The sequence below is a fragment of the Acidimicrobiales bacterium genome (assembly GCA_035630295.1).
Classification (GTDB): domain Bacteria; phylum Actinomycetota; class Acidimicrobiia; order Acidimicrobiales; family Iamiaceae; genus Iamia.
The window spans coordinates 1-20,869 of the sequence record DASQKY010000024.1 but is presented as its reverse complement, the minus strand read 5'-3'; the positions used below and the strand labels follow the sequence as shown (position 1 = coordinate 20,869).

Sequence of the window (20,869 nt, the reverse complement as noted above, 5' to 3'; positions counted from 1 at the left end):
CATCGAGCGGGAGACGTTCCCCGCCATGGTGGCCGGCGGCAGCCTGTTCGGCCTGCACGACGACTGCTACTGGATCGACGCCGGCACGCCGGAGACCTACCTGCAGTCGCAGTTGGACCTGATCGACGGGGTCCGGGGCGGGTCGGAGGCGGCGGTGGCGCCCGACGCGCGTGTGGACGACGCCGCCTCGGTGGACCATTCCGTGGTCATGGGCGGCGCCCACGTGCAGGGTGACGCCAAGGTCGTCGACAGCGTGCTGCTCCCCGGCTCGGTCGTGGAGCCGGGCGCCCAGGTGCTGGGCTCGATCGTGGGGACCGGCGTGGTCGTCGGCCGGGGGGCCACGCTCACCGACCTGTCGGTGATCGGCGAGGGCACCGTCGAGCCCGGCGCGCAGCTCAGCGGCGCCCGCCTGCCCGACCCCGACTGAAACCCCCCGAGCGGGTTACCGGAACAGGTCCTCGTGGGGCCGCCGCACGATCTCGTCGCGCACGCTGCCCGTGCGGAACCAGCCCGCGTCCACCCCCCGCACGACCGCCGCCGGGATCCCCGATGACTTACCCATCACCAGTTCGGCGGCGGCCGCCAGCTCGTCCGCCACCGCCACCTCGGTGACCTGCAGCTCGCGTCCCAGCGCGTCGGTCGTGCCCCGCAGGTCGACCACCGCGGCCACGCCGGCGCAGCCGATGGCCACGTCGGTCACCCCGCGGCGCCAGGTCCGCCCGAAGGTGTCGCTCACGATCACGCCGACGGTGACGCCGAAGCGCCCGCGCAGGCCGTCGCGGATGCGCCGGGCCGAGCGGTCCGAATCCTCGGGCAGCAGCGCCGCCCAGCCCCGGTCCACGTTGGACAGGTCGATGCCGGCGTTGGCGCACACGAACCCGTGGCGGGTCTCGCTGATCACCAGGTCCCCCCGGCGGCGCAGGACGCGCACCGACTCCCGCTCGACCAGCGGCTTGTGCCCCCGAGGATCATCGGGGTCCACGGCCACGAGCATGCCCTCGGCCTTGGACACCACCTTCTGGGTCACCACCACCACGTCGCCGTCGCGCAGCTCGTCGCCCTGGGCCCGCACCGCGCCGGCGATCATCCCGGCCACGTCCGCGGCCCGGGTCACCTCCCCGATGCCACGCACGCCCCACACCTCCAGCCGGGCCGGTGCGGGCGTGGGTCCCGCCGGGCCGTGGCTCACGACCAGGTCTCCACGCCCACCGTGGCCAGCACGGCCCGGGCCAGGCCGGCGGCCACGTCCCGGTCCGACATGACGGTGCGGGCCACCACGGGGGTCACGCCCTCGGCCGCCACCGCCTCGGCGGCTCCGGCGTCGGCCCCGTCGATCACCAGGGTGGAGGCCACGTCGCGGTAGAGGCGGGCCACGCCGGCCACCGACGGCTCGTGGCCCAGGTCGGCCATCAGCCGGTCGGCCGGGCCCTTGAGGGCGGCGCCGGCCACGATGGGCGACACCGCCACCGTGGTGGCCCGCCGGGCCCGCACCGCCTCGGCCACCTGGTCCACGGCCAGCAGGGGCCCGATGGAGACCAGGGGGTTGGACGGGGCGACGACGACGGCCTCGGCCGCGTCCAGGGCCTCCAGCACGCCGGGGGCCGGCAGGGCGTCGGCGGCGCCCACGAAGCGCAGGCCGGTCACGGGCACGGCGTGGCGGCGCTGCACGAACCACTCCTGGAAACCGACCTCCCGCTCGGCGTCGGGGTCGACCACCGTGACCCGGGTGCGCAGCGGGTCGTCGGTGACCGGGAGCAGGGTCAGGCCCAGGTCCCAGGCGGCCACGATCTCGGCGGTGACGGTGCTCAGCGCCGCCCCCTCGGCCAGCCGCTGGGTGCGGTACAGGTGGGTGCCCAGGTCCCGGTCCCCCAGGTTGAACCAGTCGATGCCCCCGTAGCGGCCCACCATCTCCATGGCCCGCCACGTCTCGTCCCGCAGGCCCCAGCCCCGCTCGGGGTCGACCTGGTCGGCCAGGGTGTAGGTGATGGTGTCCAGGTCGGGCGACACGTGCAGCCCGTGCAGCTCCACGTCGTCGCCCACGTTCCCGATGACCGTGATCTCGGCCGGCGGGACCACCTGCACCAGCCCGGCCAGCAGGCGGGCCGCCCCCACGCCCCCGGCCAGCACGCAGATCACGGGGGGACCCTACCGACGGGCGCCCGCGGCCCCCTCAGCGGATGCTGTCGAGGTCACCGCTGAGGAGGGCCAGGTCACCGTCGACCATCATCCGGACCAGCTCCGGGAACGACGTCGTGGGCGTCCACTCCAGGACCTTCCGGGCCTTCTCCGGCGTGCCCACCAGCAGTTCGACCTCGGCGGGGCGGAAGAAGCGCTCGTCGATCTTCACGTACTGCTCGTAGTCCAGGCCCACGTGGCCGAAGGCCAGCTCGCAGAACTCGCGGACCGGGTGGGTCTCGCCGGTGGCCACCACGTAGTCGTCGGGGCCGTCCTGCTGGAGCATGCGCCACATGGCGTCGACGTAGTCGCCGGCGAAGCCCCAGTCGCGCTGGGCGTCGAGGTTGCCCAGGCGCAGCTCGTCCTGCTGGCCCAGCTTGATGCGGGCCACGGCGTGGCTGATCTTGCGGGTCACGAACTCCAGGCCCCGGCGAGGCGACTCGTGGTTGAACAGGATGCCGCTGGAGGCGTGGAGGTCGTAGGACTCCCGGTAGTTCACCGTGATCCAGTGGCCGTAGACCTTGGCCACGCCGTAGGGGGAGCGGGGGTAGAAGGGCGTGGCCTCGGACTGCGGGACCTCGACCACCTTGCCGAACATCTCCGACGACGACGCCTGGTAGAAGCGGATGGACGGATCCGCGATGCGGATGGCGTCCAGGATGCGGGTCACGCCCAGGCCGGTGATCTCGCCGGTCAGGACGGGCTGGCCGAAGCTGGTCTGCACGAACGACTGGGCGGCCAGGTTGTAGACCTCCTCCGGGCGGTGCTCGGAGAGGATGTTGATCATCGACACCTCGTCCAGCAGGTCGCCGGGGACGAAGGTGATGCGGTCCTGGATGTGGGCGATGCGCTCGAAGTTCACCGTCGAGCTGCGGCGCACCATGCCGATGACCTCGTAGCCCTTGTCGAGCAGGAGCTCGGCCAGGTAGGAGCCGTCCTGGCCGGTGATGCCGGTGATGAGCGCACGCTTGGTCATGGGGGCGAGTGTGGACGACCCGGCCCGGCCCGTCTGCCAACTGGGTTGGCACGATGACGCCGAGGTCGGGGCGGACCGGGATCGGCCCACCACCACGTGGCACCCTGGGAGGGTGACGACCTGGGAGCCCACGTGGCCGGGCCGGCCGACGGGCACCAGCTCGCTGGCGGTGCGCATCGGCGTGCTGCGCACCGGGCGGGGCTGGACCCAGCAGCAGCTGGCCGACCGCCTCGGCATCTCCCGGGTGGCGGTCTCGCACCTGGAGGCGGGCATCAACTCGCCCGATGCCCGCACCGTCACCCTGCTGGCCGGCACCTTCGACATGGAGCCCCACGACCTGGTGGGCGGCACCGACTACCCCCCGGCCAAGGCCGACCGGCTCCCCCTCGTCGTCGCCCGCCACACCGAGGTCGAGCACCAGATCGCCCTCATGGAGGCCGACCTGGCCTGGGTCGAGGGCCCCGACGCGGCCGTCACCGACACCGCGGCGGGGGAACGGCTCCGGGCCCGGTGGCGGAGCGCCCTGGCCAAGCTGGCCGCCTCGATCCACGACCCCGGCGAGGCGGACCGCCTGGCCGCCGCCCGCCGTCGGCTGGACGGGCGGTGAGCGAGGAGCGGGGGGACGAGCACCCCGACGACGTGGCCGACCGGTTGCGGGCCGCCACCGAGCTGCTGGAGGCGGTGGCCGCCGACCGGTCCCACCTGCGGGCCCTGCCCGAGGACGAGCGGGTCCGCTTCCTCAACGCCGCCGGCGACGTGTTCAGCCCCGACGTCGAGGCCCGCCGGCGGCAGGCCAAGGCCCGGCGCCGCCGGGAGAAGGTCGAGAAGCGCCAGCGCGACGAGCAGGTGCTGGACGCCACCGGCATCCGTTCCCTGCGGGCCCGGCCGGTGTTCACCACGCCCAACGTGTTCGCCCCCGAGGACGGCGAGCCCGTCGAGGTGGACGGCGAGGACGAGGCCCGGGCCGACCCCGCCGCGGTGGGGGAGGAACGGCACTGCTACGTGTGCAAGCGGCACTACGACCGGGTCCACCACTTCTACGACCAGCTCTGCCCCCCGTGCGCCGAGCACAACCACGCCAAGCGCACCGAGACCGCCGACCTGACGGGCCGGGTGGCCCTGCTCACCGGCGGGCGGGTCAAGATCGGCTACCAGGCCGGGATCAAGCTGCTGCGGGCCGGGGCGTCGCTCATCGTCACCACCCGGTTCCCCCGCGACGCCGCCCTCCGCTACGCCCGGGAGCCCGATGGCGCCGAGTGGGCCGACCGCCTGGAGATCTTCGGCCTCGACCTCCGCCACACCCCCAGCGTCGAGGACCTGTGCCGCCACCTGCTGGCCACCCGCCACCGCCTGGACTTCGTGGTCAACAACGCCTGCCAGACCGTGCGCCGCCCCCCCGACTTCTACGCCCACATGATGGAGGCCGAGACCGCGGCCCTGGCCACCCTGCCGGCCGAGGCCCGGGCCCTCCTGGGCGACCACGACGGCCTGCGGGGGGCCCACCTGGTCGACGGGGTGCCGGCCCTCGGGGAGGGGCGCGACCTCGACCCCTCGGCCCGGGCCGCCCTGCTGTCCCAGGCCCGGCTGCTGCCCGAGGACCGGCCCGACGGGCGCCTGTTCCCGGCCGGGCGCCTGGACCAGGACCTCCAGCAGGTCGACCTGCGGGGTCGCAACTCGTGGCGCCTCACCCTGCACGAGGTGCCCACCGTGGAGCTGCTGGAGACCCAGCTGGTCAACGCCGTGGCCCCGTTCGTGCTCAACGCCCGGCTCAAGCCGCTGCTGCTGCGCACCCCGGAGCGGGACAAGCACATCGTCAACGTCTCGGCCGTGGAGGGCCAGTTCTACCGGCGGTTCAAGACCACCAAGCACCCCCACACCAACATGGCCAAGGCCGCCCTCAACATGATGACCCGCACCTCGGCCGCCGACTACCACGCCGAGGGCATCCACATGAACAGCGTGGACACCGGCTGGGTCAGCGACGAGGACCCGGCGGCCATCGCCGAGCAGAAGCGGGCCGAGCACCGCTTCCACCCGCCCCTCGACATCGTGGACGGGGCGGCCCGCATCGTCGACCCCATCATCGACGGCTTCAACACCGGCACCCACGTGTGGGGCCAGTTCCTGAAGGACTACGCCCCCACCGACTGGTAGCGGCCTCAGGGGCCGGCCAGCACCACCCGGTCGCCCACCGCGATGGCCCCGGGCTCCACCACCGCGGCGTAGACCCGGCTCACCGGGCCCCGGCTGTGGTGCATGCGGTCGAACCGGCCGTCGGCGAACCACTGGGCGTTGTTGCGACACGGCAGGGACCAGGCCCACACCTCGCAGGTCACGGCACCCAGGGTCAGCAGGGCCCCGGGCCGGACCCGGTCCCAGGGCAGGCCGGTGACCGTCACGTTCTCGCCGGCCCGGCCCGGGGCCAGCCGGTCGCCGGCGGCCACGAAGCCGTCGATGACCTCGGTGCTCCACAGGCACAGGGCCTGCCAGGGCCGGCCGTGGTGCTCGCGCTTGGCCTGGCGGTCACCGACCACCCCGCCCCAGGTCACCTCCACCCGATCGACCGAGGCCTTGGGCACGCCCCCGTCCGAGGTGGCCAGGTGGGCCACCGTCCCCTCGGCCGCCGGCCCCAGAGCGCCGGAGGCCCGCAGGGCGGCGGCTGCGGCCCGCCACCGGTCCCACACCGCGGCCAGGCGCTCCTCCAGGGGTGCGCCCTCGTCCTCCACCACGCCGACCACGGCGGCCCGGTGGCCGGCCAGGGTGGTCGCCGTCGCCCCGTCGACGGCGCCCTCGGGCAGCCCGTCGGTGAGCAGGTCGACCAGCAGGGGGCCGTGGCCCACGGTGGCCTCGGCGTCGTGGGTGCTGAAGCGATGGGGTCCCAGGGCGATCACCTCCGGATCATGGCCGGTGGGGGCGCCGTCGGGCCTGCGGGTTCCGGCCCGCCGTCAGCCCCGGGCCCGCCCCCCGAAGACCCCGCTCTTGACCACGGCCCGGCTGAACGGGGCCGACAGCTCCAGGAGCCGGGCGCAGCCGTCGTCGCCCAGGGCCTGCCACGGGGGGAGGGCGGCGTCGTCGGTGCGGTCCTCGATGCGCTGGCGCAGGGCCGTGCCCTCGGCCGTGAGGCGCCCCTCGGCGTCCAGGATGCCCCGGTCCCGGAGGCTGCCCTTGGCCGCCTGCCACTCCTCGTCGGTGAAGCCCCGGGTGAGCTGGAGGATCTCCTCCGGCAGGCCCATGGCCTCGCTGGCCGCGTGGGTGACCAGCACGTCGCCGTGGTTCAGGTTCTCCAGGGTCAGGGCCGCGACGTGGCCGTCACCCCGGTGCTCGCGCAGCAGGGTCACGGCGTGGAACAGCTGGAGGTGCAGCGGCTCGGGCCAGGCCAGGGCGGCGTGGGCCGCGTACAGGGGCCGGCCCTGGGGGGAGCAGGCCTCCGCCGCGGTGCGGGCCAGGTCGACCACCTCGGCCAGGTCGGGGTGGTCGACCAGGTCGCCCAGCACCCGGCGCAGCGTCTCGTCGGCCCCGTCCAGGCGGGCCTCCAGCACCTCCCGGGGCGAGGTCACGTCCCAGGCCCCGGGCAGGGCGGCGCGCACCAGCGCGGGCTGGAAGTTGAAGAAGGTGGCCACCACCACCTCGGAGCCCACCGCGCCCATGGCCGCGGCCCGGGAGGCGAAGTAGCCGTCCTGGCCGGCCAGGCCGAGCTGCTGGTACCGGAGGTTGGCCTCGGGCGAGAAGTAGACGAAGGCGTGCAGCGGCTCGAGGCGCTGGTAGAGCCGGCGGGCGGTGGCGGTGTCGACCATGGGCCCGCACCCTACGGCGGCCCCGGCCCCGGCCGTCGGGGTGCTCAGACCCCCAGGGAGCGGCCCACGATCTCCTTCATGATCTCGGTGGTGCCCCCGTAGATGGTGGTGATGCGGGCGTCCAGGTAGGCCCGGGCGATGGGGTACTCGAGCATGTAGCCGTAGCCCCCGTGGAGCTGCAGGCAGCGGTCCACGGTGCGCTTCTGCAGCTCGGTGCACCACCACTTGGCCTCGGCCGCCTCCTCGGCGGTCAGCTCGCCGGCATCCAGGGCCTCGACGCAGCGGTCCACGAACACCCGGGCGATGTCGATCTCGGTGCGCAGGGTGGCCAGCTCGAAGCGGCTGTTCTGGAACGAGCCCACCGGCTGGCCGAAGGCGGTGCGCTCCTTCACGTAGTCCAGGGTCCACCCCAGGGCGGCCTCGGCCGCGGCCACGCCGGCGGCGGCGATGGACAGCCGCTCCTGGGGCAGGTTGTGGACCAGGTGGACGAAGCCCTGCCCCTCGGCGCCCAGCAGGTTCTCCACCGGCACCTCAACGTCGGTCAGGAACAGCTCGGCCGTGTCCTGGCTGTGGAGGCCCACCTTCTCGAGGTTGCGGCCCCGCTCGAAGCCGGCCATGCCCCGCTCCAGCACCACCAGGCTCATGCCCTTGTGGCGCTGGGTCGGGTCGGTCTTCACCGCGGTGATGACCAGGTCGGCGTTGATGCCGTTGGTGATGAAGGTCTTGGACCCGTTCACGACGTAGCGGTCGCCGTCGCGAAAGGCGGTGGTGGCCATGCCGGCCAGGTCGGAGCCGATGGCCGGCTCGGTCATGGCGATGGCGGTGACCAGCTCACCGGAGCAGATGCCGGGCAGCCAGCGCTCCTTCTGCTCCTCGGTGGCCAGCGACAGGAAGTACGGCAGGCAGATGTCGTTGTGGAGGGTCAGGCCCAGGCCGGCCCCTCCCGTCCCGGCGTAGGCCAGCTCCTCGCCCAGGATCAGGTTGAAGCGGAAGTCGTCGACCCCGCCGCCGCCGTGGCGCTCGGGCACGGCCATGCCCAGGAACCCGTGCGACCCGGCCGCCGCGAACAGCTCCCGGGGCACGATCCCGTCCCGCTCCCAGTCCAGGAACGAGGGGACGACCTCCTTCTCGACGAAGGCCCGGACGCTGGCCCGGAACTGGTCGTGCTCGTCGGAGAACAGGGTGCGACGCATGCCCGGCACCGTACCGGGAGGCCTCGGCCCCAGCCGTCCCCTCAGGCCCCGGCGGCCACCGCCCGGGCCCGGCGATCGGCCAGGCTCCCACCGGAGGGGAAGGCCCAGTGGAACGTGGCCAGCAGGACGTTGACCCCGGGCCGAACCACCAGGGCGTCCACCGGCGGCACGGCCGGCAGCAGGAGCGACCGCTGGGCCCACCCGGGCAACAGCCCCACCGCGGCGGTGGCCACCGCGGCGTGGGCCGGCCGGGCCAGCAGGGGCACCGGCGGGTTGAGCAGGAAGCGCACCGTGGCCCGGCCGTCCCGGCCCAGGCCCAGCTCGGGCCGGCGCTCGGCCAGCCAGGCCCGGGTGGCCGCCGCGGTGCGGGGGGCCGGCTCGCCCCCCAGGCGCTCGGCCACCACCGCCATCTCGGCGCAGTAGCGATCGGCCTCGGCCCGGTTCAGGGGCCGGCGGGCATAGGCCCGGTCGGCGGCCAGGAACGAGTCGATCTCGGTGACGTGCACGAAGGTCACCAGGTGCGCATCGGCGGCGTCGTAGGGCCGGCCGTCGGGGGCCGTCCCCCGCACGTGGCGGTGGACCCGGCGCACCACCGCCACCGCCCGCTCGGCATCGGCGGTGCCCCCGTAGACGGTGGCCACCAGGAACCGGGCCGTGCGGTCCAGGCGGCCCCACGGGTCGTGGCGGAACGACGAGTGTTGGGCCACCCCGGCCATGACCAGCGGGTGCAGGGCCTGGAGGAGCAGGGCCCGGAAGCCCGCGATGACGGTGGCGGCGTCGCCGTGCAGGCGCCACGCCGCGCTGTCGGGGCCGAACCACCCGGGGTCGGGATCGTCGACGTCGAGGACGTCGGCCGCCCCGGCCGGCTCGCCCCCGCGGCCCGGCTCCACCGCCCGGGCCAGGGCCCGGACCGCGGCACGGGGATCCAGCACCGGTCCCATGGGCCCACGGTACCGGCGGAACCGTCCGCTAGGTTGGGCGGTGACCGCCGGGGAGCTCGGGGCAGCCGGGCTGAGAGGGTGGACGGCCGTCGCCTCGATCCGTCGGGGCGGCCGGCGCTCCACCGACCCGTGAACCTGCTCTGGGTAATGCCAGCGGAGGGACGCGCATGACACCACTCCCGCCATCGGACCGCCCCGGGCTCCCGGCGCGCCCGCCGGGCCGACGCCCCACCGTCGTGGTCCTCACCGGGGGCGCGGCCCCCCACCCGGCCCTGGCCCTGCCCCCCGCCGACCTGGTGGTGGCGGCCGACTCGGGGGCCGGCCTGGCCCCCGCCCTGGGCCTGGACATCGACCTCCTGGTGGGCGACATGGACTCGCTCAGCGAGGCCCGGCAGGCCGACCTGGCTGCCGGCGGGACCCGCATCGAGCGCCACCCCCCCGACAAGGACGCCACCGACCTGGAGCTGGCCCTGGCCGCCGCCCTGGACCACCAGCCGGCCCGGATCGTGGTGGTGGGGGGCGACGGCGGCCGGATCGACCACGCCCTGGCCAACCTGGGCGCCATCGCCGCGGCGGCCGCCCCCGGCCGGGTGGTGGAGGCCTGGATGGGGGTCGCCCACCTGCTCATGGCCACCGACGAGGTGGTGGTGGGGGCCCGGGTGGCCGAGACGGTGTCGCTGGTCCCGATCAACGGGCCGGCCACCGGGGTGGACACCGAGGGCCTGCGCTGGCCCCTGGCCGGGGCCACCCTGCGGCCCGGCACCACCTGGGGCATGAGCAACGAGGTGGCCGCCCGCCCGGCCCGGGTCCGGGTGGGGCAGGGCGTCGTGGCTGTCATCCGGCCCCACGCCCTCGACCCGGCCGCCGACCGCCGCCCGGTCGTGCCCCCCCGGCCGGCGGGGGACCCGGCCGCCGGCGGGCTCCCGCCCGGGGCCGAACAGCGCGGGGGACCGGCGTGACCCCGGGCCGCCGTGACGTCCCCGCCGCCCGGAGTCCCGGGACCGGGCTGGCCGCTCGGGCCCTGCCCCCCGTGGCCCTGGTGGCCGTGCTCCTGGCCGGCTGGGAGGCCTGGGTCCGGGCCCGGGGCACGCCCCACTACGTGCTGCCCGCCCCCAGCCGGGTGGCCCGCACCGCGGTCGACTCGGCCCACCTGCTGCCCCGCCACCTGGAGGCCACCCTGACCGAGACGGTGCTGGGCCTGGGCCTCGGGGCCCTGATGGGGGCGGGCCTGGCCCTGCTGGTGGTGGCCGTGCCCCTGGCCCGGCGCAGCCTGGGCCCGGTGCTGGTGGCCAGCCAGACCGTCCCCATGATCGTGCTGGCCCCGCTGTTCCTCATCTGGTTCGGCATCGGCCTCACCCCCAAGGTGGTGCTGGTCGCCCTCATCACCTTCTTCCCGGTGGTGGTGAGCACCACGGCCGGCCTGGACGGGGCCGACGACGAGCTGGTGGACCTGGTGCGGGCCCTGGGCGGGCGCACCGGCACGCTGCTGCGGGTCGTGCGCCTCCCCGCCGCCGTGCCCGCCTTCTTCGCCGGCCTGCGCATCTCGTCGGCCTACGCGGTGGCCGGCGCCGTCATCGGCGAGGCCAACGGCGGCGACCGGGGCCTGGGCGTGTTCATCAACCGCTCCAAGCAGAGCTTCCTGGTCGACCGCATCTTCGTGGCCGTGGCCGCCGTGGCCCTCCTGTCCGCCGCCCTCTACGGCCTGGCCGGCCTGCTCGGCCGCCTGGCCGCCCCCTGGCAGGGCGCCTCGGGCCGCCCCGTCGCCGTCCCGCTCACCCCGTCCGTCCCCGTCGTCCCCTCCGAGGTGTCCCCGTGACCACCACCCGCCCCCGTCCCGCCCACCTGTCCCCGCTGGTGGCCCTGGTCCTGCTCCTGGCCGCCGTGGGCTGCGGGGGCGACGAGGGGGGGGACGGCGGCACCGCGGCCGGGGGCCGCCAGACGGTCACCGTGGTCCTGGAGTGGAGCCCCAACACCAACCACGCCGGGGTCTACCTGGCCCAGGCCGAGGGCTGGTACGCCGAGGCCGGCCTGGACGTGGAGATCGTCGAGCCCGGCGACGCGGGGTCCCTGCCCCTGCTGGCCGCCGGCGAGGCCGACGTGGCCTTCACCGTGCAGGAGGAGCTGATCCCGGCCCGGGCCACCGGCGTCCCCGTGGTCGGCCTGGCCGGGGTCGTCGAGCACAACACCTCCAGCCTCCTGTCCCTGGCCGCCGACGGCATCACCCGGCCCCGGGACCTGGCCGGCAAGACCTACGGCGGCTACGGCGGGGTGCTGGAGGAGGCCCTGGTCCGGGCCATGGTCCGGTGCGACGGCGGCGACCCCGACACGGTGCGCTTCGCCGAGGTGGGCGAAGCCGACTACCGGGTGGGGCTGACCGCCGACCAGTACGACGCGGTGTGGATCTTCGACGGGTGGGACGGCATCCGCCTGGCCGAGATCGACGGGCTGGACACCGCCACCATCCCCTTCGTGGACCACGACGACTGCATCCCCGACTGGTACACGCCCATGCTGGCCACCAGCGAGGAGGAGATCGCCGAGCGGCCCGAGGTGCTCACCGCCTTCATGGCCGCCACCGCCCGGGGCTACCGCCAGGCCATGGCCCAGCCTCAGGCCGCAGCGGACGCCCTGCTGGAGGCCGTGCCCGAGCTGGACCGGGACCTGGTCGAGCGGAGCAGCGCCTACCTGGCCACCCGCTACGCCGCCGACCCGGCGGCCTGGGGCCGCATGGAGGCCGAGCGCTGGACCCTCTTCGTGACCTTCCTGGTCGAGGCCGGGCTCATCGACGAGGCCATCGACGTCGATGCGGCCTACACCGACCGCTTCCTCCCCGGGGCCTGAGCGGGTGGCCGGCGGCGCGCCCCCGGCCGGGGCCGGGGCGGTCAGGGTGCGGGGCCTGGCCCACGCCTTCGGGGCCGCCGAGGTGCTGGCCGACCTCGACCTCGACGTCGGCCCCGGCCGGTTCGTGGCCGTTCTCGGCCCGTCGGGGTGCGGCAAGAGCACCCTGCTGCGGGTGGTGGCCGGCCTGGTCGCGCCCCTCGCCGGCACGGTGGCCGTCGACGGCCACGACGTGGCCGGCCGCCCCGGGCGCTGCGCCTACCAGCCCCAGCGCGACGCCCTCCTGCCCTGGCGGCGGGTGGTGGGCAACGCCGCCCTGGGGGCCGAGCTGGCCGGGGTGGACCGGGCCGAGGCCCGGGCCCGGGCCACCGCCCTGCTGGGCCGGTTCGGGCTGGCCGGGTTCGAGCGGGCCTGGCCGGCCCAGCTGTCCGGGGGGATGCGCCAGCGGGTGGCCATCGCCCGCACCTTCCTCACCGGCCGGGCCCCGCTGCTGCTGGACGAGCCGTTCGGGGCCCTCGACGCCCTCACCCGCCGGGACCTCTACGGCTGGCTGGAGGAGGTGTGGGAGGCAGATCGGCGCAGCGCCCTGCTGGTCACCCACGACGTGGACGAGGCCCTGACCCTGGCCGACGAGGTGGTGGTGCTGTCGGCCCGGCCCGGCCGGGTGGTGGCGGTCGAGCCCGTGGCCTTCCCCCGCCCCCGGGGCCCCGAGCTGCTCACCGACCCGGCCTGGGCCGCGGCCCGGGCCCGGCTCCTGGCCGCCCTGCGCCCCTGACCGGTCGGGTGGGGCCGGGGCCGGGAGGTCGGGCATGCTGGCCCGGTGGACGTCACCGTCGAGATGGACGCCGCGGCCGGGCCCGGGGCCCTGTTCGCCTGGGTCGAGGATCTGGCCCTCTACCCCGAGTGGTTGGGCCTGGTCAGCCGGGCCGAGCCGGCTGCGCCCCACCCCGACGACGAGGGGCCGGCCTGGTCCATCGACCTGCGGGCCCGCCTCGGGCCCCTGGCCCGGGCCAAGCGCCTCCGCATGGTGCGCACCGAGCACGATGTGCCCCACCGGGCCACCTTCGAGCGCCGTGAGCACGACGGCCGCCAGCACTCGCCCTGGGTCCTGCGGGCCGAGGTGGCGGAGCGGGGGGACGAGGCCCGGCTGGTGATGCACCTGCACTACGGGGGGGGCCTCTTCGGTCCCGTCCTGGAGAAGCTGCTGCGGGACGAGATCGACCGCTCCCGCCCCCGCCTGGCCGCCCTGGCCGCCGGCACCCCCTCGGCCTGACCGACGCGCCGGCCGGCCCGGGGTCGCCGGTAGGTTGAGCGCCCGCACCGACCGCTCGAGGAGGCGCCCCATGGTCGACGTCACCGATGCCACCTTCGACCAGGACGTCGTCGAGCGCTCGCAGGCCACGCCGGTGGTGGTCGACCTGTGGGCGCCGTGGTGCGGCCCCTGCACGCAGCTCGGCCCCCTCCTGGAGGAGGCGGTGGCCGCCACCGAGGGCCAGGTGGTGCTGGCCAAGGTCAACGTGGACGACAACCCCCAGGTGTCCCAGGCCTTCCAGGTCCAGGGCATCCCCGCCGTCTACGCCCTGAAGAAGGGGAAGGTGGTCGACGGCTTCGTCGGGGCCCAGGGCCGCGACGCGGTCGAGGCCTTCGTGCAGGCCCTCCTGCCCACCGCCGAGGAGGGCCGGCTGGCGGCCCTGGTGGCCGCCGGTGACGTGGCCTCCCTGCGCCAGGCCCTGGAGCTGGCCCCCGGCGACGAGCAGGTCATCGCCGCCCTGGCCGACGCGCTGGTCACCGAGGGCGAGCCCGAGGAGGCCCTCGACCTGCTGGCCCGCGTCCCCGAGTCGGCCGAGACCCGCCGCATCGCGGCCCGGGCCCGGACCGGTGCCGCCCCCGCCGGCGACGACGTCGACACCCGCCTCGACGACCTGCTCGACCGGGCCCCCGGGGACCAGGAGGCCCGCCAGGAGATGCTCGACCTGCTGGAGCTGCTGGGCCCCGAGGACCCGCGCACCGCCCGGTACCGCAAGGCCCTCACCAGCCGGCTGTTCTGAGCGGGTGGCGACGATGAGCCTGCAGCGCGGCGACGGCTACTGGCTCTGGGTCGGGGGGCCGGTGCCCCGGGGGGCGGCGGCCATCACCGTCGGGCGGCTGGTCTCGGTGCGACGCCGCTCGGCCGACGACGCCCACCTCCTGGCCCACGAGCGCCAGCACGTCCGCCAGTACGCCGAGCGGGGGGTGGCCGCCTTCCTGGTCGCCTACCTGGCCGACTACCTGCGCCAGCGGCTCCGCGGCTGGCCCCACTGGGCCGCCTACCGCCGCCTGGGGCTGGAGGTCGAGGCCGAGTGGCGGGTCCGCCGCCCCGACCTGGCCCCCGGGGCCGGTTCGGCCCACCCCGACCCGGGGTAGGGACGGCCCCGGCCCGGGCCGTGGCGACCCGGGCGTTGCGCTTCCCCCATCGCACCTCGTCCGCCGGCGCGCCCGGCGGCCCGAGCCGGGAGGCGCCCGTTGCCCGACCCCCTCGATCCCTCGCCGGCCGGCGACCCCCCGCGGCCCGGTGCCCTCCCGCCGCCGGGCCCGCCCCGCCCCCCGCCCCCGCTCGACTGGCGGGAGCGCCTCGACGAGGCCCGCCGCCGGTGGGGCGACGGCCGGCGGGTCCTGGCCGGGTTGGCCGTCGGGGCCGTCGCCGTCGGGCTCGGGCTCTGGCTCCTGCGGCCGGCGCCCTCGCCGGTCGAGGAGGCCATCCCCCCGGCCTCCACCGCGCCGGCCCCGGCGCCACCCGGCGGGCCGGGAGGGCCGCCGGCTGCGGGCCCGGCGGCTTCGACGGCGCCCACCGAGGTCGTGGCCCACGCCGCCGGGGCCGTGGCCCGCCCCGGGGTGTACCGGCTGGACCCGGCGGCCCGGGTCGACGACCTGGTGCGGGCGGCCGGCGGGCTGGGACCCGACGCCGATGCCTCCCGGCTGAACCTGGCCGCCCCGCTGGCCGACGGGGCTCGGGTCTACGTGCCCCGGGCGGGGGAGGAGGTTCCCCCGGCGGTCGGGCCGGAGGGCGGCGCCGGACCGGCCACGGCCCCGGGGCCGGCGGGGGCGGGCGGCGAGGCCACGGCGGCCGGCCCGGTCGACCTCAACACCGCGGATGAGGCCGCCCTCGACGAGCTGCCCGGGGTGGGCCCGGCCACGGCCGCGGCCATCATCTCCCACCGGGAGGAGAACGGCGGCTTCCGGTCGGTGGACGAGCTGATCGACGTCCGGGGCATCGGCGAGGCCAAGCTCGAGCAGCTCCGCCCCTTGGTGACGGTGTGACCGCGCCGCTCCCCGCCGTCCCACCACCGCCCCGGCCCACCCGGGCCCTGGACCCGGTCGGGGCCGTGGTCGTGGCGGTGGCCGCCTGGGCCGGCGCCCTGGCCGGCCGCCCGCTGTCGCTGCTGGTCCCGGCCGGCTTCCTGCTGGTGGTGGTGGCCGCCCGCCGGCCGGTGCTGCTGGCCGTGCCGGTGGCCCTGGCCGCCTCGGCGCTCGGGGCCCGGGCCCTCGACGGGACGGCCCCCCCGCCCCCGGGCCCGGTGGCCGGCACGGCCACGTTGGTCACCGACCCCGAGTCGCGCTGGGGGACGGTCGAGGCCGTGGCCCGGCTGGAGGGCCGCCACGTCCTGCTGGTGGCCGACGGCGCGGCCGGGGAGGTGGTGGCGGCCCGCCTGGCGGGCGAGCGGGTGGTGGTGGCCGGGCGGCTCCGGGCCCTGCCCGACGACGCGGCCTGGCTGCGGGTGCGCCACGTGGCGGCCGAGGTGCGGGCCCGCTCGGCCCGGGCCGGGCCCCAGGCCGCCCCCCCGTGGCGGGCCGCCAACCACGTGCGCCGCCTGCTGGTGGCCGGCGCCGCGCCGCTGGGGGAGGAGCGGCGCGCCCTCTACCGGGGCCTGGTGCTGGGGGACGACCGGGACCAGTCCCCGGAGGCGGTCGACGACTTCCGCGGCTCCGGCCTGGCCCACCTGCTGGCCGTGTCGGGCCAGAACGTGGCCTTCGTGCTGGCCCTGGCCTCGCCCGGCCTGCAGCTCCTGGGCCCGGCGGGGCGGCTGGCCGCGGTGGTGGCCCTGCTGGGCCTGGTGGCGGTGGCCACCCGGTGCGAGCCGTCGGTGCTGCGGGCCGTGGCCATGGCCGGCGGGGCGGCGGTGGCCGCGGCCCGGGGCCGACCCACGCCGGGCCTCCAGCTCCTGGCCCTGGCCGTGGCCGGCCTGGTGCTGGTCGACCCGCTGCTGGCCCGGTCCCTGGGCTTCCAGCTCTCGGTGGCCGCCACCCTCGGCATCCTCGTCCTGGGCCCGCCCCTGGCCGCCGTGCTCCCCGGCCCCCGACCGTTGGCGGCGGCCGCCTCGGTCAGCGCTGCAGCCCAGCTGGGGGTGGCGCCCCTGGTGCTGGGGGCCTTCGGCGGCGTGCCCGTGGCCTCGCTGCCCGCCAACCTGCTGGCCGCCCCGGCCGCCGCCCTGGTCATGACCTGGGGCCTGCCCGCGGGCCTGGCCGCCGGCGCGCTGGGCCCCCCGTGGGACGGCGCCCTGCACCGTCCCACCGACCTGGCCCTGGCCGCCCTGTCGGCCGTGGCCCGGGGGGCCGCCTCCGTGCACCTCGGCGAGGTGCGGGCCCCCCACCTGGCCGTGGCCGTGGTGGCCCTCGGGGTCCTGGTGGCCCTGCGGCGGGGCCGGGGCCCCTGGCCTCCGCTCCGGGTCGGCCGGGTCCTCCGGGGCCTGGCCCTGGTGGCGCTGGCCGGGTCGCTGGTGGCACCGGCCGTGGCCCTGCGGCGGCCACCGGCCGTGCACCGCGCTCCGGGCCTGACCGTGTGGCGCTCGGGTGGGGCCACCGTCGTGGTGGTGGAGCCCGGCGCCGGGCCGGCGGCCACGCTGGCCGGCCTGCGCCGGGCCGGCGTGGTGCAGGTCGACCTCCTGGTGGTGGGCCCGGGCCCGGGCGCCGCCGGCGAGGAGCGGGCGGCCCGTCATCGGGCCCGGGTGGGCCGGTCCTGGGACCTGGGTCGGGCTCCGCCGGCGGCCACGCCCCCGCTCCGCCTGGGGACCGTCGAGGTGGTCCGCACCGGGGAGGCGGCGGCCTGCGTCCGCCTCCCCGCCGACCCGCCCTGCCCGCCGGGGAGCGGGCGGTAGGGTCCGATCGTGGTCCCCGACGCCGGCTCGTCCCCCGCCCCCGGGCCGGTCCCGCCCCTGGCCGTGGTGGGGCCCGACCACCCCGGCCCGGTCGACGTGGACACGGGCGACCAGGGGCGCGAGGGCGTGGCCGCGACGGTGGCCGCGGCCCGCATGGCCGGGGCCCGCACCGTCCGGACCCGGGAGCCGGCCGCGGCCCGGCGCGCCGCCCACGTCGTCGACGCCATCGCCGCGGCCCGGCCGGGGGCCCCGGGCTGATGGGCTCGGTCACCCTGCTCAAGGGGTCCGACGACGTCCTGCGGGAGGAGGCCCTGGTCGGCCTGGTCGAGACGCTGGTGAGGGACGGTGACCGGGGCCTGCTGGTCGACGAGCAGGCCGGCCCCGAGTACCCGCTGGCCGCCGTGGTCGACGCCGCCACCACCCTGCCCTTCCTGACCGACAAGCGCATCGTGGTGGCCCGCCACCTCCAGCGCTTCACCAACGCCGAGGCCCTGCGCCCCCTCCTCGACCACCTGGCCCACCCGGTCGACACCACCGACCTGGTCCTGGTGTGGGAGCGCAGCCCGGAGCCCGGGGCCCGCCCGGCCAAGCTGCCGCCGTCGCTCAGCAAGGCGGTCAAGGACGCCGGGGGTGACGTCGTCGACCCCGACCCGCCGGCCCGCAACCGGGAGGCGTGGGTGGTCGAGCAGATGTCGCACCACGGCCTGCGCCTCGACCGGGGGGCGGCCGGCCTGGTGGCCGAGCGGCTGGGCGAGAGCGCGGGGGCGGTGGTGGAGCTGGCCGAGCGGCTGGTGGGCATCCACGGCGACGGCGCCCACCTGCGGGCCGACGACGTGCGGCCGTGGCTGGGCGAGGCCGGGGGGGTGCCGCCCTGGGAGCTCACCGACGCCATCGACTCCGGTGACACGTCGGTGGCCCTGGCCAAGCTGCGGCGCATGCTCCACGGCGGCGAGCGCCACGCCCTCCAGGTCATGGCCACCCTCCACGGCCACTACGCCAAGATGCTCCGCCTGGACGGGGCCGGGGCCCGCAGCGAGAAGGAGGCGGCCGAGGTGCTGGGCCTGAAGGGCTCCACGTTCCCGGCCAAGAAGGCCCTGAGCCAGAGCCGGGCCCTGGGCCCCGACGGCATCCGCCGGGCCGTGGGCCTGCTGGCCGACGCCGACCTGGCCCTGCGCGGCACGCAGGGCTGGCCCGACGAGCTCGTGCTCGAGGTCCTCGTGGCCCGCCTGGCCCGCCGCCCCCGCACCCGCCGCTGAGGCCGAGCGCGGCACGAGCGCCGGGCGGGCCGGCGCTCGTGCTCTCGACGTGCTGTCCCGGCCGGGGCCGGGGGTGGGTCAGGCCTCGGAGGAGGCGAGCCGCTTGACCAGGCGCGACTTGCGGCGGGCGGCCTGGTTCTTGTGGATCACGCCCTTGGCCGCGGCCTTGTCGATGCGCTTGAGGGCCAGGCGCAGGGCCTCGGCCGCCTCGTCGCCGCCGGCCTGGGCGGTGGTGGCCGCGGCCTTGGTGCGGGTGCGCAGCTCGGAGCGCACCGTCTTGTTGCGGACGCGGCGCTTCTCGTTCTGGCGGTTGCGCTTGATCTGGCTCTTGATGTTGGCCACGGGGTCCTCGTCGTCGGAGGTCGTCTCATTGGGGCCCGGAGACTCTACCGGCCGGGGTCCCGCCCCGTCACATGCGGTGCGGCCCGCGGACGGAGGCCGGGCCCCGGAGGGGTGATCGGTAGGCTCGACGGACCGCCATGGACCTCGACCGCATCCGCTGCATCTCCGTCATCGCCCACATCGACCACGGCAAGACCACGTTGTCGGACCGGGTGCTGGAGCTGAGCGGCGCCGTCGACGCCCGGAACATGCGGGCCCAGTACCTCGACTCGATGGACATCGAGCGGGAGCGGGGCATCACCATCAAGCTCCAGTCGGTGCGCCTGCCGTGGCGCGACCACATCATCAACCTGATCGACACCCCCGGCCACGTCGACTTCGGCTACGAGGTGAGCCGGTCGCTGGCCGCCTGCGAGGGCGTGGTCCTCCTGGTCGACGCGGCCCAGGGCATCGAGGCCCAGACCCTGGCCAACTGCTACCTGGCCCTGGAGAACGACCTCGAGATCGTGGCCTGCATGAACAAGATCGACCTGCCGGCCGCCGAGCCCGACCGGTGCGCCCAGGAGATCGAGACCGTGCTGGGCATCCCGGCGGAGGAGGTGCTGCGCATCAGCGCCAAGACCGGCGAGGGTGTCGAGGCGCTGCTAGACGCCGTGATCGAGCGCATCCCCGCCCCGGTGGGCGACGCCGAGGCTCCCCTCCGGGCCCTCATCTTCGACAGCCACTTCGACCAGTACCGGGGCGTGGTCAGCTCGGTGCGGGTCATGGACGGGACCCTGCGCTCCGGGGCCAAGCTCCGGTTCATGCAGGCCCGGGCCACCCACGGGGCCGAGGAGATCGGCGTCCGCTCCCCGGACCCCATCCCGGTCGACGCGCTGGGCCCGGGAGAGACCGGGTACCTCATCGCCGGCATCAAGGACGTGGGGGCGGCCCGCTCCGGCGAGACCGTCACCGACGCCGTGAGCCCGGCCGAGGAGGCCCTGGAGGGCTACCGCGACCCCAAGCCCATGGTGTTCTGCGGGCTGTACCCCATCGACGCCGACGAGTTCCCCGACCTGCGGGAGGCGCTGGAGCGGCTGCGGCTCAACGACTCCAGCTTCACCTACGAGCCCGAGAGCTCCGGCGCCCTGGGCTTCGGCTTCCGGTGCGGGTTCCTGGGCCTGCTGCACATGGAGATCGTGCGGGAGCGCCTGGAGCGGGAGTTCGACCTGAGCCTCATCGCCACCGCCCCGTCCGTGGCCTACCTGGTGCACACCACCAAGGGCGAGGTGGTGGAGATCGACAACCCCTCCGAGATGCCGCCGGTCACCTCGGTGGACCACATCGACGAGCCGTGGCTGTCGGTCAGCATCCTCACCCCCGCCGACTACACGGGCACCCTCATGGAGCTGTGCCAGAACCGGCGGGGCGACATGCTCAAGCTGGAGTACCTGTCCCCCGAGCGGGTCGAGCTGCGCTACCGCCTGCCCCTGGCCGAGGTGGTCACCGACTTCTTCGACCAGATGAAGAGCCGCACCCAGGGCTACGCCAGCCTCGACTACGAGCCCGACGGCTACGGCACCTCGGCCCTGGTCAAGGTGGACGTGCTGCTCAACGCCCAGCCGGTCGACGCCTTCAGCATGATCGTCCACCGGGACAAGGCCCAGGACTACGGCCGGCGCATGTGCGAGAAGCTGAAGGAGCTGATCCCCCGGCAGCTCTTCGACGTGCCCATCCAGGCCGCGGTGGGGGGCAAGTTCATCGCCCGCCAGACGGTCAAGGCCAAGCGCAAGGACGTGCTGGCCAAGTGCTACGGCGGCGACATCACCCGCAAGCGCAAGCTCCTCGAGCGCCAGAAGGAGGGCAAGCGCCGGATGAAGTCGATCGGGCGCGTGGAGGTGCCCCAGGAGGCCTTCATCTCCGCGCTCAGACTGGACGACTGAGCGCCGCTAGTTCGGGTCGACCTCGTCCTCGAACCGGTTGGCGCAGTCGTCCCGCTCCTGCTCGGTGTTCGCGTCCTCGAGGCAGTCGCCGAGGTCCTCGATCTCGTCGGCGTTGTCGGCCAGGAAGACGCCGACGACGACTGCGATCAGGATGGCGAGCGCTCCGGTGACGATCCCGGCGATGGCCATGCCGGAGTTGGTCGCCTGGCCCCGCCGGACGCGGACGAGGCCCACGATCCCGAGGATGATGGCGACGAGCCCGAGGACGCCGCCGATGAGGAAGAACGAGGTGACCAGGGC

At 76.1% G+C, this 20,869-nt stretch carries 24 protein-coding genes and 1 riboswitch; of the genes, 15 read left to right on the top strand and 9 right to left on the bottom strand.

Annotation, left to right across the window (positions count from 1 at the left end; translation table 11 throughout):
- The coding region (locus VEW93_06340) for an NDP-sugar synthase (GenBank protein HYI61408.1) at positions 1–427 on the top strand (427 nt) is incomplete at its 5' end.
- 15 nt (positions 428–442) lie between these two features.
- On the opposite strand, the gene cofE is transcribed toward VEW93_06340, so the two are convergent.
- From cofE to gmd, 3 genes are read right to left on the bottom strand one after another with little or no spacing between them, the layout of a single operon-like run.
- Positions 443–1,141, bottom strand: a complete 699-nt coding sequence (cofE, locus tag VEW93_06335; protein HYI61407.1) for a coenzyme F420-0:L-glutamate ligase — start codon at positions 1,139–1,141, stop codon at positions 443–445.
- Positions 1,142–1,185: 44 nt separating this feature from the next.
- A complete protein-coding gene (gene cofD / locus VEW93_06330) occupies positions 1,186–2,136 on the bottom strand; it encodes a 2-phospho-L-lactate transferase (protein ID HYI61406.1) in 951 nt (316 codons plus the stop codon).
- Between the two features lie 34 nt (positions 2,137–2,170).
- Entirely contained in the window at positions 2,171–3,151 is a 981-nt protein-coding gene (gmd, locus tag VEW93_06325; GenBank protein ID HYI61405.1) for a GDP-mannose 4,6-dehydratase, read from the bottom strand.
- A gap of 112 nt (positions 3,152–3,263) precedes the next feature.
- Between gmd and VEW93_06320 the strand changes: the two genes are divergently transcribed.
- Together VEW93_06320 and VEW93_06315 are read left to right on the top strand one after the other, a co-directional pair.
- Positions 3,264–3,758, top strand: coding sequence for a helix-turn-helix transcriptional regulator (locus VEW93_06320; GenBank protein HYI61404.1), 495 nt, complete (start codon positions 3,264–3,266; stop codon positions 3,756–3,758).
- Positions 3,755–5,305, top strand: a complete 1,551-nt coding sequence (locus VEW93_06315) for an SDR family oxidoreductase (protein ID HYI61403.1) — start codon at positions 3,755–3,757, stop codon at positions 5,303–5,305. The genes VEW93_06320 and VEW93_06315 overlap by 4 nt, the downstream gene beginning before the upstream one ends.
- Before the next feature lie 5 nt (positions 5,306–5,310).
- Here VEW93_06315 and VEW93_06310 read toward each other — a convergent pair whose 3' ends face one another.
- The 4 genes from VEW93_06310 to VEW93_06295 are packed head-to-tail and all read right to left on the bottom strand — an operon-like array spanning position 5,311 to position 9,079.
- Positions 5,311–6,042, bottom strand: a complete 732-nt coding sequence (locus tag VEW93_06310) for an MOSC domain-containing protein (GenBank protein ID HYI61402.1) — start codon at positions 6,040–6,042, stop codon at positions 5,311–5,313.
- Positions 6,043–6,096: 54 nt separating this feature from the next.
- The gene (locus tag VEW93_06305; protein HYI61401.1) at positions 6,097–6,945 is read right to left on the bottom strand and encodes a hypothetical protein; all 849 of its coding nucleotides are present in this window, start codon (positions 6,943–6,945) and stop codon (positions 6,097–6,099) included.
- A gap of 44 nt (positions 6,946–6,989) precedes the next feature.
- Positions 6,990–8,138 carry an acyl-CoA dehydrogenase family protein gene (locus VEW93_06300; GenBank protein HYI61400.1) on the bottom strand — a complete coding sequence of 383 codons (1,149 nt, stop codon included), beginning with the start codon at positions 8,136–8,138 and terminating at the stop codon, positions 6,990–6,992.
- Positions 8,139–8,179: 41 nt separating this feature from the next.
- Complete coding sequence (locus VEW93_06295) at positions 8,180–9,079, bottom strand: oxygenase MpaB family protein (GenBank protein HYI61399.1); 900 nt, start codon at positions 9,077–9,079, stop codon at positions 8,180–8,182.
- Between the two features lie 38 nt (positions 9,080–9,117).
- A riboswitch (TPP riboswitch) is annotated at positions 9,118–9,259 on the top strand.
- 56 nt (positions 9,260–9,315) lie between these two features.
- Between VEW93_06295 and VEW93_06290 the strand changes: the two genes are divergently transcribed.
- The 11 genes from VEW93_06290 (at position 9,316) to VEW93_06240 (ending at position 18,305) form a co-directional block, all read left to right on the top strand.
- On the top strand, positions 9,316–10,038 hold the full coding sequence (locus tag VEW93_06290) for a thiamine diphosphokinase (protein ID HYI61398.1): 723 nt from the start codon (positions 9,316–9,318) through the stop codon (positions 10,036–10,038).
- Entirely contained in the window at positions 10,035–10,895 is an 861-nt protein-coding gene (locus tag VEW93_06285; protein ID HYI61397.1) for an ABC transporter permease, read from the top strand. The genes VEW93_06290 and VEW93_06285 overlap by 4 nt, the downstream gene beginning before the upstream one ends.
- Positions 10,892–11,920: an ABC transporter substrate-binding protein gene (locus VEW93_06280; protein ID HYI61396.1), complete on the top strand. Its 1,029-nt coding sequence runs from the start codon at positions 10,892–10,894 to the stop codon at positions 11,918–11,920. The genes VEW93_06285 and VEW93_06280 overlap by 4 nt, the downstream gene beginning before the upstream one ends.
- A gap of 4 nt (positions 11,921–11,924) precedes the next feature.
- Positions 11,925–12,692, top strand: coding sequence for an ABC transporter ATP-binding protein (locus tag VEW93_06275; protein HYI61395.1), 768 nt, complete (start codon positions 11,925–11,927; stop codon positions 12,690–12,692).
- A gap of 45 nt (positions 12,693–12,737) precedes the next feature.
- Positions 12,738–13,190, top strand: coding sequence for an SRPBCC family protein (locus VEW93_06270; GenBank protein ID HYI61394.1), 453 nt, complete (start codon positions 12,738–12,740; stop codon positions 13,188–13,190).
- Between the two features lie 70 nt (positions 13,191–13,260).
- A complete protein-coding gene (locus tag VEW93_06265) occupies positions 13,261–13,965 on the top strand; it encodes a tetratricopeptide repeat protein (protein HYI61393.1) in 705 nt (234 codons plus the stop codon).
- Positions 13,966–13,978: 13 nt separating this feature from the next.
- The gene (locus VEW93_06260) at positions 13,979–14,320 is read left to right on the top strand and encodes a DUF4157 domain-containing protein (GenBank protein ID HYI61392.1); all 342 of its coding nucleotides are present in this window, start codon (positions 13,979–13,981) and stop codon (positions 14,318–14,320) included.
- A 99-nt stretch (positions 14,321–14,419) separates the two neighbouring features.
- A complete protein-coding gene (locus VEW93_06255) occupies positions 14,420–15,214 on the top strand; it encodes a helix-hairpin-helix domain-containing protein (protein HYI61391.1) in 795 nt (264 codons plus the stop codon).
- A complete protein-coding gene (locus VEW93_06250; GenBank protein ID HYI61390.1) occupies positions 15,211–17,049 on the top strand; it encodes a ComEC/Rec2 family competence protein in 1,839 nt (612 codons plus the stop codon). Before VEW93_06255 ends, VEW93_06250 begins: the two co-directional genes overlap by 4 nt.
- A gap of 9 nt (positions 17,050–17,058) precedes the next feature.
- A complete protein-coding gene (locus VEW93_06245) occupies positions 17,059–17,307 on the top strand; it encodes a hypothetical protein (protein ID HYI61389.1) in 249 nt (82 codons plus the stop codon).
- Positions 17,307–18,305: a hypothetical protein gene (locus VEW93_06240; GenBank protein ID HYI61388.1), complete on the top strand. Its 999-nt coding sequence runs from the start codon at positions 17,307–17,309 to the stop codon at positions 18,303–18,305. The genes VEW93_06245 and VEW93_06240 overlap by 1 nt, the downstream gene beginning before the upstream one ends.
- Before the next feature lie 78 nt (positions 18,306–18,383).
- On the opposite strand, the gene rpsT is transcribed toward VEW93_06240, so the two are convergent.
- A complete protein-coding gene (rpsT, locus tag VEW93_06235; GenBank protein HYI61387.1) occupies positions 18,384–18,647 on the bottom strand; it encodes a 30S ribosomal protein S20 in 264 nt (87 codons plus the stop codon).
- A 137-nt stretch (positions 18,648–18,784) separates the two neighbouring features.
- Here rpsT and lepA point away from each other — a divergent pair, with 137 nt between their 5' ends.
- Positions 18,785–20,569 (top strand): translation elongation factor 4, encoded by a 1,785-nt coding sequence (gene lepA / locus VEW93_06230; GenBank protein HYI61386.1) that lies wholly within the window; start codon positions 18,785–18,787, stop codon positions 20,567–20,569.
- A 6-nt stretch (positions 20,570–20,575) separates the two neighbouring features.
- Here the strand turns inward: lepA and VEW93_06225 are convergent.
- On the bottom strand, positions 20,576–20,869 hold a 294-nt coding region (locus VEW93_06225; protein HYI61385.1), incomplete at its 5' end, for a DUF4190 domain-containing protein.

Coding starts and splice junctions, on each gene's coding strand:
- gmd (HYI61405.1), bottom strand. CDS start 3,151: ATGACCAAGCGTGCGCTCATCACCGGCATCACCGGCCAGGACGGCTCC.
- VEW93_06305 (HYI61401.1), bottom strand. CDS start 6,945: ATGGTCGACACCGCCACCGCCCGCCGGCTCTACCAGCGCCTCGAGCCG.
- VEW93_06300 (HYI61400.1), bottom strand. CDS start 8,138: ATGCGTCGCACCCTGTTCTCCGACGAGCACGACCAGTTCCGGGCCAGC.
- VEW93_06295 (HYI61399.1), bottom strand. CDS start 9,079: ATGGGACCGGTGCTGGATCCCCGTGCCGCGGTCCGGGCCCTGGCCCGG.
- VEW93_06265 (HYI61393.1), top strand. CDS start 13,261: ATGGTCGACGTCACCGATGCCACCTTCGACCAGGACGTCGTCGAGCGC.
- VEW93_06260 (HYI61392.1), top strand. CDS start 13,979: ATGAGCCTGCAGCGCGGCGACGGCTACTGGCTCTGGGTCGGGGGGCCG.
- VEW93_06240 (HYI61388.1), top strand. CDS start 17,307: ATGGGCTCGGTCACCCTGCTCAAGGGGTCCGACGACGTCCTGCGGGAG.
- lepA (HYI61386.1), top strand. CDS start 18,785: ATGGACCTCGACCGCATCCGCTGCATCTCCGTCATCGCCCACATCGAC.